This is a genomic window from Prosthecobacter dejongeii (assembly GCF_014203045.1).
Lineage (GTDB): Bacteria > Verrucomicrobiota > Verrucomicrobiia > Verrucomicrobiales > Verrucomicrobiaceae > Prosthecobacter > Prosthecobacter dejongeii.
Map to the genome: position 1 here is coordinate 488,030 of NZ_JACHIF010000004.1, position 11,666 is coordinate 499,695.

Sequence of the window (11,666 nt, forward strand, 5' to 3'; positions counted from 1 at the left end):
GGTGATTTTAGTCCCGATTTACCAATTTCCAGGAGAGAGCAGTGCCACGTTTGACGTCGCAGGCTGTGCTTTTGCCGAGCAATGATTCATAGTGTTTTGGCGATAATCCAAATCCAGGGCGAATGCTGCGCATATTTTGCGCTGTCAGCACTTCACCAGCTTTCATGTCCTGAGTGATGTAGAGGCTGCGGCGGCCACGTAAGTAGCCACGCTCCGTTTCGGCTGGACCATAGCTTATAGAGCCCACAGATTCCCAACCGGCGCGGCATTCGGTGACTAAAGCCTTCATTTCAGACGGTTCTAAGCTGAAGTGGGAATCTGGCCCGCCGTCCGCACGAGCTAAAGTTAGGTGCTTTTCAATGAGCGAAGCCCCCAAGGCTGCTGCGGCCACGGAGGCGCCAATACCTAAGGTATGATCCGAAGCGCCAGTGAGGCAGCCAAAGAGCTGACCCAGGTGTGCCATGGTTCGGAGGTTTGATGTTTTTGGGCTGGCTGGGTAGTCAGTGGTGCATTTGAGCAACACAATCTGGGGAGCTCCATTTTCACGTGCTGTTTTAACGGCGGCTTCAATTTCGGCCACCGTGGCCATGCCACTAGACATGATCAAAGGTCGGCCTGTTTGTGCACACTTTTTGATCAAAGGCAGATCCACGATCTCAGGCGAAGCAATCTTATAGCAAGGAGGATTCAACGTTTCTAGAAAATCCACCGCACTGAAATCGAAAGGACTGCTGAACCAAGCAAGGCCTCTTTGCGTAGCGCGCTGCACCATCGCCGCATGCCATTCCCAGGGAGTGTGGGCTTCCGCATACAGACTGTGTAGGCTGCGCCCATCCCACACGGAACCTGGTTTGCGAACAAAGAATTCTTCGCTATCTGCATCCAGAGTGATGGTGTCTGCCGTGTAAGTTTGAAGTTTAATCGCATCCACTCCACAATCAGCGGCTGCATCTATGAGCTGTAGAGCCCGCTCCAAGGATTGATTATGATTGCCTGAAAGCTCTGCCACGATGAGTGGCGGGCAGGTACCTGCTGGCTGGTTCAGAGTGTCTAGAAATTCAGCGTTTGTCATGACTTAAAGATGAAGTTTACAAGCCCCACTGGTCCACAATCCATTGTTGTGCCGCCAGGGTGCGGGAGCGGGAGGCTTCTGATAATGACCGGATGCCTCCTTGGCCATCGGCCTCCCCCAAGATAAAGCGTGGAGACCTGAGATGATCCACCACAAGGTCTCCGGCCTGCCCAACTGCGCCGCCAGCGACAATGTGTGTATGGGCATCCAAGTCAACCTGCCCCGCAGCGAGGTGGAAACGATCATAGGTATGAATGAGCCGCTCAGCCTCAGCGACGAGAGCTGGGCCACAGTCCAGCCGCCACAATTGAATGCCTCGACGACGAGCTTCTGCAAATGCATCGTCTGTTAGTGCCCGAGCACGCACCATAAGGACGACACCTCCGTCCCGAACTTGCTGCAAATCATCTTTGCTCGCTGGAGATTTTGAATCACTGGTGACCAGTGCATCTACGGGAATGTGATTTTTCACCACTTGAGTGATTTGGCTAATGGCTGCTCGCTGCCCTGCATCATCGCCGATGACGGCGACCTGGGTGGCTTGCAATATTTGCAGTGCATCTGCCACAGCCTGGGCAATGACCGCATCATCGTCATACAGAAACTGAGGCTGAGATGGACATTGGCCTCTCGACTTTTCCAATCGCTTATCCAGCAGCCAAAAATCACAAGAGTCAGCAAGAGCGTTTCGGACTTCTGTGAGGGCTTCAACGGTGCTCACTTCGACATGAGCCACAATGCTGATTCGGCTACTGCGGACTGGACCGATGCGGGCTCCACAGAGGTCAGGAGTGTGGGCGATGGTGACCACACGTCGTTGTGGGCTCTTTCCCTTTTGCACACGCAGACGGTCTGCGAGGGCCTCGAGAGATGTCGGCTGAAGACGTTCCAGTGAATCACCATTGCTTGGCAGATCTGAAATCTGACTACTGTGACGTGGTTCTGAGGCGGCCTGCTGGGCGGCGGCCACAGCGACCTCTTGAGAAACTTTTTTTCGCGAGTCTTTGGGCAGCCGCAAAATAGTGCGGTAGAGGGGAGCTTTAGCGTCCGCGTTGGCCTTTTCTACCACAGGGCTGAAACTGGAATGAAAGTAGTTTAATCCCGTTGCAATTTCCGAAGCTCGTGGACGGGCGTGGTCTGGCACGCAGAACTGCATCACCGAATCCGCAAATTCAACCAGACGTTCCCAATCGATGGGCCAAGCAAGGCTGTTCCGTTGGGCGAGAACGGCAGCGAGGAGTTCTGTCGCTGCATTGCCACCACTGCGGCCCAAGCCTGCCAGACTCCCATCCACGTAAATACCGCCACATTCAACAAAACGCAGACAATTGGCCACTGCGAGAGTGAGGTTATTATGGCCATGAAAAGCCAAAGGCACCCGTGAGCTGCGGGCCAGCGTGGCTTGGGTGTAAGCGGCTACTTCGTTAGGAGTCATGCCCCCGGCAGAGTCCACAATGGCCACGACATCCACCCCAAACTCCCCCACTCGCTGACTGATTTCGGCGAATGATTCTGGAGGAAGCAGATACGACTTCATCATATTCCCCCAGACTTCCAGGTTGAGAGACTTGGCCAGTTTGACGAATGGTTCTAGCTTCGTGTGATCATCCACATCAATGCCGAGACGGATGAATCCAAGCCCTGCATCTGCCGCAGCACGCAGGCTATCTTCTGTGCCAATTCCAGGGATGAAAAAGCTGCCAATCAGAGCTTTGTCCGGCACGGCAGCTTTGGCTGCGGTGATGTATTCAATGTCACTGATGGCGGCGTTGCCTTTACCGCAGTTTTGAGCATTGAGCCCAAGCCCGTGCCCCACTTCAATATGGCGAATACCAGCTGCGGCAATGCCATGAGCTATAATATAAGTGTCTTCCACCGTGAATTGATAGTCCACCACATAGCTGCCATCACGGATGGTGCAGTCGAGGATTTGTGCGGATGTTTCCATGGAGCAAAGATACTATAAAAGGATGAGGGAGAGATGCCGTGGCGTTATGGGTCAATGCTTGGGAAGCAATTCACCAGCAGCGCCATCCACAAGGATGAAACGAGGGAGACCGAATTGACGAATCTGACTGGCGATGGCTTGAGTCCAACCGCGTGAGCAGATCACACAAATATGCAAGACGGAAGGGTGAAATTCCGATGGGTCCGGTTTTTTGACACTGATTTCGAAGCCTTCTAGATGAGTGCCGGTTTTGACGTCGGAGTTATCATAGGGAAGGATCTTGATGGCCTTTTGTTTGAGCTGTGGGCCAATGAGGGTAGCGATCTCACTGGCGGTTTGATTGGCCCCAAAAAAACAAACACGAACGGGCGTGTCTGACGCATCAACACCCTGAATGATCAAGTCCGCGCTGGTCGCGAGGTTATCCTGAGCATGATTTAAAAGTGCCCGCCCTCGCTGGTAGGCTGCCTGCAATTCAGCAGCTTGTTCCTGCAACGGAGCAAGAGCAATAGGCGGAGACATTTCCACTCGTCGAGCAACAAGAGAGAAACCAAAAGCACGGCTGGCACCCGTCTCCCGGATTTCCACCACTTCATACCCCGCTTCCTGCACCAGGGCAGTGAGGGACTCGGGAGTTAGATAAAGAAAGTGTTCATGCATCAAGGCTTCCTTGGGATGCCTAACCAAATGGGGAACTTCGATCACAAGAACACCGTCTTGGGTCAATAACCCACGCATGGAAAGCAACCAATCCCGTGGATTGGCCAGATGTTCAATAACGAAGTAAGCCAAGACTGCATCGAAGGCCTGCTTCATGGCAGTGGGGGGGACTGCCACGCAGCCCCGACGGAATAGACCGTCTAGCCATTCAGCACGCTCAGTATCTACGGCCATAACGTCATCCCCTGCGACATCATAGCCAGCTTTTAGGAGGGCGGTGTGGAACTCGCCCAATTTATCTCCGATTTCATAAACGCGTGCTTTAGGTTTGAGCCAGCGATGGAGCAGCTCTAGGCGCACGGCCACATCGAAATCTGGGACAATATCAATGGAGGTGGATGCGATGGGCCAGCAGTCCGTGTAATAGTCGCGAAGGAATTCCGCCGTTGGTCGTAAACGATTAAAGACGAATCCGCACTGCGTGCATTGCACGTCTTCATGACGCCAGGTGTAGTCATGATGCTTTTGAATGATGCGTCCGATGCGTGTGCCTAGCGTGCTCAGGCCTGTCTCTTCGGCTCCGCACACGTCGCAGGCCACCGGAGTCCAGAAGGTTTCGATGAGTTTTCTCATGCGTGCAGTGCTTTGACGGCTTCGGGCTTGTGAAGATAAACGGTAAACTCATACAGCGGATAATCCGCCCGCAAAGTCACGAAGCGTGAGAGACTTTTAGCAAAGTGAAATACTTCCTGCTCGGCGTGGTAGAAAAGGTGCTCTTCTTTAAAATCCACGTAACTACCGAGAAGGTTAAAGGCGACGGCCTTGCGGCAAATGCGAAAACTTTCGCGCACTGTGTCATGCATGAAGCCTTCATTGTCTTCAATTTTGAAATTGAACAAGCCGCTAAGAAACACGTAATCTTGGGATGAATCTGGAAATTGACTGAGATCTGTCGTCGCAAAAAAACTCGCTTCAGGGTGACGTTTTTGGGCCACATCAATGAGCGCGGGATTTAAGTCGGTGCCCGTGTAATCTACGTTTTGGGCACCTGCTTCGGTCATGTAGTCAAGCAAGTCTCCAAATCCACAGCCGATATCTAGCGCCGAGCAGCCACTGAGATCTGCCACTTCAGCGAGGATGCGAAAACGAAGTCGCTGTTGGGAACTATCCCGCCAGCCTAGGGCCTGGGCGGTCTCACCCAGGTTGCTGAGGCGTTCGTTGTAACGCTGAATGATGCGTTGCTTTTCGTCAGATGTCATTGGGCGGAGGCTTTAGAAAGAAGACGCTGAATATTGCCGGCAAAGATGAGACTGCGGTCGCCTTCGTTGAAGCCACATTGATCGCAAAGTGCGAGGGTGTCTTCCACGGAGCGCCCAACGGGCACTTCAGGGCTGTCAGATCCATGCAGGATACGGTTTGCTCCTAGCTTACGAAGAACAAAAATGAGATCGGAATACACGGTGGAACCCGCAAACCAAAAGGGGGTAAATGATACGTCCACCACCACGTTGCGATTACCCTTCACCACCATCAGCGCATCCATCACATGAATGCCACCGGTATGCGCCATGATGATGTCTGCTTGAGGCACAGCTTGTGCGACTTCATGGATCATCCGCACCTCCTGAATTTTATAGTAAGTGTCTCCGTAAGGGAAGGCGTCAAAGAGGATGGGCACTCGCAGTTCGGCCGCCTGTTCCACCAGTTGGATCACTTCCCGAGTATGCTCAATGGTGAAGCCTTGGCGACGCGGATGCAGTTTAACTCCATGCATCTTGCCGCTGCGAATATAGGTCGTGAATCCCTCGGTGACAGATTGAGGGTTTAGAGGATTAAGAGAGACGAACCCGATCAATTCGGGATGCTCTGCGCACTTTTGCGCGACGTAGTCATTGCCCATGTCCGGTTCGATGGCCAGCACCACAGCTTGGGAGATCCCCGCAGCTTTAAGATTTGCCACCAACGTTTCCGCGCTGGCATCTTTGTGAGGTCCGAAGCCTTTTGGATCGGGATGGATATGGGTATGGGCGTCAATAATCATCAGCGGGTGATGAGTCGAATGTGGTTCAATGCGGTCTGGGCTGCGGCACGGCAGGCGGTTGGTTCGGCGGAGTAAGTGAGGATATGCCCAGCACGGTCAGAGCCAGAGCGCAATTCATGGAGAACTTGCCCAGGCTTTGGATAAATGATCACTTCCGAAATTCCGGTGACAGCACGGGCGGCCTCTAAACCTTCCGCTCGGACAAACTCTCCTGGTATCGGGTCGATGAAAACCAGTGAAGCACTCTGGCCTTGATGTTGATCCGGCAGATGTGGCACTTCGCCCAAAGCTGCCTGGATGCTGGCTCGGGCGGTGGAAAGGCCGGTCACACGTGGCAGCATTTCTGTGAAAACCTTGAAGCCCGCTCCCCGTGCAGCGAGTTCTACAATCATGGGCCCCTCGGGCGAATAGATGCACTCCAAATGCACTGGGCAGTCACGAAAGCCACAAGCCTGGATCGCGCGAATGGCATGAGCGATCATCGTCTGGCGGTGTTCCAGAGACAAATCATCTGGAAAATGCACCTGACGGTCCAAGAGGTAAGGGGGCTGAGTGCGCACCTTCATGGAGGTGGCTAGAACGTGCACTTCAGTCCCGACTACCCAGGCTTCCACACTGTATTCAATGCCTGGCATGAAGGATTCCACCATCACTTGACCTGAGCGAGAATTCTGTTTTGCCAATTCGAAGGCGGAGATGACTTGGTCCCGGTCATTGACGTAGCTGACGCCCCGACTGCCGGAGGCATCCACGGGTTTGATGACGCCGGCTGCTGTTTTAAAACTGTCCCAGGTGGCCAGTGCGGCTTCTTCTGTCTGAACTGCAGCAAATTGCGGCACCAAAAGGCCTTCCCGCCGCATGGCTTCTCTCTGCAAAAGCTTGCTCCTCGAAACACGCACCACTTCCAAGGGAATACCTGGAAGTTTTAACTCTTGGCAGGCGATTGCCACAGCCTCCATCGCGACATCACAGCAAACACTGACTATCGCCTGGGCTCCAAACTCATGTGCCACGCGGATGATTTCTTGCGCATCAAGAATATTGGCCACGTAAGTGGTCGGTGCATCAGCCAATCCTGGTGCTGTCGCATCTCCATCCATAGCCGCTACTTCGTAGCCCATCAATTGGGCCTCGCGGATGGCAGGTGCCTGTGCCAAGCCTGCGGCTACGAAGAGAATCTTTTCTTTCATTCAGGAGGTCAGTTTTTAAGGTTGGCGAGGCTACTAATCAGAGCCGTGAGGCGGTTCAGTCCCTGGCCATCCACGATACTGGCAGCACGGCGGGCGAACTCAAGCCGCTCTTGTTCGGTGGTTTCAATGATTCGACCGATTTCGCGGGCCCATACGCAAGCTTGTTGCTGACAAAATGGATTGCTAAACGCAGATTCCGCATCGGTCTGAGGGAGTACGGCAACCAAGCGTCCCAGAAACAGAGCCTCCAGAACCGTCCCCCCTCCATTGCATAAAACCAAGTCCGTATGGCTCAGTATCTCGTCAAAATTGGCAGGAGCTTTGACGGTGTTAAATGCAAGTTGAGCGGCGGCGTGGCAGACTTGTGCTTCCAATTCTCGACCGACTCCAGGGCCGAGAACGATCGTGACCTGCCCCAGCCTATTTCGCCAAGGGCGCAGCAGGTCAATGGCTTCCAGCGTTAACCCTTTTGGATCAGCTCCACCGAGTGTTACCATGACGTCCAATACTCCGTTTTGTCCTGGTAGGGGTGCATGAGCCCGCTGCCGCAGGATGCTTGGACGCATCATGGCATATTCGACACCTTCATGGTAGGTTTGTGGACGTTTTGCTTTTTCAAAGGCCTCTCGCATGAAGCCGCTGAGATCTCGCAAAGTGACGACTTCATCTGGTAGCAAATCCGGCTGTAAATAATCAAGGGCTATACAAGGGAGATTTTGGTCTCGGCACTCAACAACAGCCGCTTTTTGAAGTGCAGGGGTAACATCTACAATGACCACCTTTGCTGGACGTGAAAGGGGAGAGGTATAGGGATACCATGGCAGGTCACCCAAGATGCTGGCGATTGCGGCTTGCGGTAACAATTCAGAAGGGGGGCCAAATATTTGAAACTCAGTCTTCCAGCCTAGAGTGTTGAGGTGTCTCGCTAGGGTGGAGCAACGGCGCAGATGCCCCGTGCCGACTCGTGGGGAACATTCCACTAAAAAGAGCAGCAAGCTTGACTGGGGGCTCATGAGGCGGAAGTCGCTTGCAGAGCAGAGAAGAGATGACGTGCCTGTTCCCAGTCCTCGGGCGTGTCAATGTCCTGACAGCGGTAGCGCGGTAGGACAAACGGCAAGCAGTGGCCACTGAGCGCGGAATCTTGTTGCAAAAAGGAAGTCGCTCTACCGATGACGAACTGCCCTGCATCATGGAAACACTCCGACAAGGCTTGGGAAGGAGTCAGTCGCAGTTCTGGCCACATGAAACGGATTTCTCCTGCCTCGTTGGTGGTCATCGCCCTCTCCACGGGAGAGGGAAACGTGCAAACGGAAAGTACATACTCAGATTCTGGCTTTTCGTTCAAACGATCAAAGGCTGCGCGTAGATCTGAGGCCCTCAAAAATGGAGCTGTGGCATAGATACAACCCAAGAAACTTGGACGACCGCCCCCTTCCATTTCCAGCCAATTTAGAGCATGCTTTAAAACGGGATTTAGACCGACCTGATCACCGGAAATTTCAGGGGGGCGCACAAAGGGAACCTTGGCTCCATACTGGCGAGCGATCTCCGTTACCTCAGGATCATCTGTGGATACGATCACGCTTTCAAACACGTCACTTTCCAAGGCTGCCTGGATAGACCAAGCAATCATGGGACGACCACCGAATTCACGGATGTTTTTGCGTGGGATGCGTTTGCTACCGCCGCGCGCGGGGATAATGGCGACGGTACGGTCTTTCATGCCTTACGGCGTAGGAGTAGGAGTTCGGAATGGTACCCATCCACTGTGCGGTAACCAAAAGGATGAACATTGCGCTCGACCAATTCGTAGTTAGGCAACATGGCAAGGTAGTCGTCGCTCAGGATGGGCGTATCTACACCTGCCCAACCTCCAGCTTTGCGCAGTTGTTTGCCTTCGCGCATGTTACGCAGGAGTACCCAGCGGGTGTTGAGGCGGGAGACATGATTGAGGTAATTTTGGACGATGGGGGGCTCCATTTCCTGGAAGGAGATGAAGTTCACAAACAGGTCCACATTCCCACGTAATTTTTCGATCTGCCAAGCGCACAGCACGGAGATGGGAGTCAGGGATTCGATCTCGATTTCAGCCCGGTCACGTGTCTGGGCATACGTGGTGACCTTTTCCGCGCCGAGCGCACCACTGAGGTAATGCTGGGCCACATAGCTGGTCGGCGGAATATCAATATCCACGTAACGCAAACCTTCAATGCCTGCACTGGCCATCACCTCTCCCAAAGTGCCGAAGCCTCCGCCGATCTCTAATACCGTGCGTGGCAGGTCATTGGGTCCCAGGTGCTTTTTGAGCAAGGCTAGACCGAGGAGGTAATTCAAAGCGGAGCGCGAGAACCAGCGTCCATCGAATTCAAAATGCTCAACAGGTTCTCCCACCTTGCTTTCTGAAAAGGTATGCAGGTGAGGAAGCTTCGTTGGATTATCAGCGGCCAAAAGAACGCGGTAATCGGCCAGTGCTGCTGCTTCGCCAGAGAGAAATTGATCCAGCCCTAGATGGGCCTTTTTCGCTTCGGGATGAGCGCGCTGGAGAGTGGCGGTCAGGCCTTCGATCTGGGCTGGGGTAAAACTATTGCCTGGAGTGCCAAATGTAGGAACGAAAAAGCCGAGGGTATTGGGAAGCCGACGGAAGTTTTCGATGCCGTTCTCACACAGTTCATTGACGATGCGGGAAGAGGCTTCGTCCCAGAACACGCTCGGGCGATAAAGTTCGTCCTGGGACCGCATGTCATCGCGGGCGGCGGTCAGTTCCGGATAGGAGTTCAGCTGGGTCATGAGGGAAAAGTTACACCTTAGCTAGGACTCGTTAAGAGATGGTGCAAGTTGGATTTCAGGGGGGATGGGAGGGGGCGTTAAGCTCAAATTTCCGAGCTCAGTTGGCCGTTTTCCAATCTCAATCGCATTTGTCCTAGGAGATCAGCTTCCTTCCGTGAATGAGTCACATGCAGAACGGTGAGGGAGTGGCGAATATGCAGGCTTTTGAGCAATTCGACGGCATCCGCATGCGTGGCCTCATCCAGCGCCGAAAGAGGCTCGTCTAACAGCAGAACTCGTGGCCGAGCAGCTAAAGCCCGGGCTAGGGCGACGCGTTGTTTCTCCCCACCTGATAGATGATCGGGTAGCCGATCAAGCAGATGACTGATGCCTAGCTCCAATGACAGGTTTTGAACCAAGGCATCTTGATCTGGAGACTTTCTGAGCGTTGGCGCAAACCCGATTTGCTCTCGGACCGTTTTGCCCGGGAACAGGGCAAGATCTTGGGGGAGATAGCCGATCTGCCGCTGGCGAGGTTCCATTTGAGTTACGTCCTGCCCCTGCAATAAGACCCGACCTGAGAGGGGCTGGCGCAACCCACAGAGAATCTCCAGTAAAGACGTCTTTCCACAGCCTGTTGGCCCCATCAGCACCGCGTACGTTCCCGCAGGGATATCCTGGGTGATGTTTTGTAAAGTGAATCCTCCAGGCGCTTTCCAGGCGATACGTTCAAGTTGGATCATAGCGGGGGAATCTAAAATAAGGCCATCTGCTGCATGGTTGGGGCAGGGGAGCTGGTGCTGAGGCTGATGACCACCCGGCGGCGTGCCACCTCGATGGTGGGAGTCAGGCAGCGGCGCTGAGCGCACTGTACTTTTGTGTCTTTGATGCCGATGCGATGGAGAGATTCCTGGATGCGCTGGGTGGCGCGGTCGGGATCGTTGCAGTCATCGCTCAAATGACCCAGCACGACGTGATGCAAACCTGCGTGAGCGACACTTTCAATTAACTCCGCCGCTTGGTCGTTAGAAAGGTGGCCATGTCTGGAACTGATACGCTGCTTGGTTGCCCAGGGGCGCTTAGTATCAGCCTCCAGGAGTTGTGCATCGTAGTTAGCCTCCACAAAAAGGCTATCGGCAGCCTTGAGTCGGTCTTTGATCAAATTCGTCACAAAACCGACATCGCTCAGCAAACCGAGCCGGGATTCTTCGTCAGCAATGACAAAACCCACGGGATCCACGGCATCGTGCGGGACTGGAAAGCATTCGATTCGCAAGTCTTGAAAGTCAAAAGCACTGCCGGTCGTCATCAACCGCCAGGAGGGCGGGGTGCGAAATTTAAGGCTACCCTGCAATGTTTCCCGGGTGAGCGCGGTGGCATACAAGGGTAGTGTACGTTTGCTACTCAGCACTTCCAGGCCATTCGTGTGATCCTGATGTTCGTGAGTGAGTAAGATTCCGTCTAGTTGGTCTAGGGTGTAGCCAGCAGCTTCTAGTCGCACGCAAATCTGTTTGGCACTGAGTCCAGCATCCACTAACAACGTGGTGCGACCCGTGGACACGACAGCACAATTGCCTGAACTGCCGCTGCCGAGAACTGTGAGTCGAACCATGCTCTTTGTTTTTAACCGACTGAGCGGTGGCTGCAAGGCACAACTTCACAGGAAGATGCCTTCCTATGGGCACAAAAAAAGCCGGAGCGTTTTCACGCTCCGGCTTCTCTCACGCAGGGCATGCCTGCGAAATCTTAGTGCTCGTAACCTGCCTCACCATGCTCGGAGAGATCCAGACCGATCTGCTCGACTTCTTCCGTTGGGCGAAGGCCTACCAGCAGCTTCACAATGATGGTGATCACCAGTGTTGCAGCCACGCTCCAGAGGATTGTCAGGGCGACAGCCTTCAACTGATTCATCAGCAGTCCTTCTTTCAGACCTGCCACGATGGAGTTGGCTTTCTCATCAGCAAACACACCTGTCAGGATAGCGCCCAG

The 11,666-nt window shown here is 53.9% G+C and carries 11 protein-coding genes and 1 pseudogene; all 12 read right to left on the minus strand.

Translation table 11 applies throughout. The annotated features are described in order from the left end of the window. Positions 1-7 precede the first annotated feature (7 nt). Positions 8-1,072 (minus strand): pseudaminic acid synthase, encoded by a 1,065-nt coding sequence (pseI, locus tag HNQ64_RS12575; protein ID WP_184209042.1) that lies wholly within the window; start codon positions 1,070-1,072, stop codon positions 8-10. Positions 1,073-1,088: 16 nt separating this feature from the next. Continuing rightward, entirely contained in the window at positions 1,089-3,020 is a 1,932-nt protein-coding gene (locus tag HNQ64_RS12580; protein WP_184209044.1) for a beta/alpha barrel domain-containing protein, read from the minus strand. 51 nt (positions 3,021-3,071) lie between these two features. Then, positions 3,072-4,313, minus strand: a complete 1,242-nt coding sequence (locus tag HNQ64_RS12585; RefSeq protein ID WP_184209046.1) for a class I SAM-dependent methyltransferase — start codon at positions 4,311-4,313, stop codon at positions 3,072-3,074. Continuing rightward, a complete protein-coding gene (locus HNQ64_RS12590; RefSeq protein ID WP_184209047.1) occupies positions 4,310-4,939 on the minus strand; it encodes a class I SAM-dependent methyltransferase in 630 nt (209 codons plus the stop codon). The genes HNQ64_RS12585 and HNQ64_RS12590 overlap by 4 nt, the downstream gene beginning before the upstream one ends. Then, the gene (locus HNQ64_RS12595) at positions 4,936-5,721 is read right to left on the minus strand and encodes an amidohydrolase family protein (RefSeq protein ID WP_184209049.1); all 786 of its coding nucleotides are present in this window, start codon (positions 5,719-5,721) and stop codon (positions 4,936-4,938) included. Before HNQ64_RS12595 ends, HNQ64_RS12590 begins: the two co-directional genes overlap by 4 nt. After that, on the minus strand, positions 5,721-6,911 hold the full coding sequence (locus HNQ64_RS12600) for an ATP-grasp domain-containing protein (protein WP_184209051.1): 1,191 nt from the start codon (positions 6,909-6,911) through the stop codon (positions 5,721-5,723). Before HNQ64_RS12600 ends, HNQ64_RS12595 begins: the two co-directional genes overlap by 1 nt. A gap of 8 nt (positions 6,912-6,919) precedes the next feature. Next, the gene (locus HNQ64_RS12605) at positions 6,920-7,924 is read right to left on the minus strand and encodes a hypothetical protein (protein WP_184209053.1); all 1,005 of its coding nucleotides are present in this window, start codon (positions 7,922-7,924) and stop codon (positions 6,920-6,922) included. Further along, positions 7,921-8,634: a pseudaminic acid cytidylyltransferase gene (gene pseF / locus HNQ64_RS12610; RefSeq protein WP_184209055.1), complete on the minus strand. Its 714-nt coding sequence runs from the start codon at positions 8,632-8,634 to the stop codon at positions 7,921-7,923. Before pseF ends, HNQ64_RS12605 begins: the two co-directional genes overlap by 4 nt. Beyond that, positions 8,631-9,698, minus strand: a complete 1,068-nt coding sequence (locus HNQ64_RS12615) for a putative sugar O-methyltransferase (RefSeq protein ID WP_184209057.1) — start codon at positions 9,696-9,698, stop codon at positions 8,631-8,633. The genes pseF and HNQ64_RS12615 overlap by 4 nt, the downstream gene beginning before the upstream one ends. An 83-nt stretch (positions 9,699-9,781) precedes the next feature. Then, positions 9,782-10,420 carry an ATP-binding cassette domain-containing protein gene (locus HNQ64_RS12620; RefSeq protein WP_184209059.1) on the minus strand — a complete coding sequence of 213 codons (639 nt, stop codon included), beginning with the start codon at positions 10,418-10,420 and terminating at the stop codon, positions 9,782-9,784. An 11-nt stretch (positions 10,421-10,431) separates the two neighbouring features. Next, entirely contained in the window at positions 10,432-11,289 is an 858-nt protein-coding gene (locus HNQ64_RS12625) for an MBL fold metallo-hydrolase (RefSeq protein WP_184209061.1), read from the minus strand. A 134-nt stretch (positions 11,290-11,423) separates the two neighbouring features. Beyond that, positions 11,424-11,666: pseudogene (locus tag HNQ64_RS12630) on the minus strand (ammonium transporter); the annotation flags it as partial.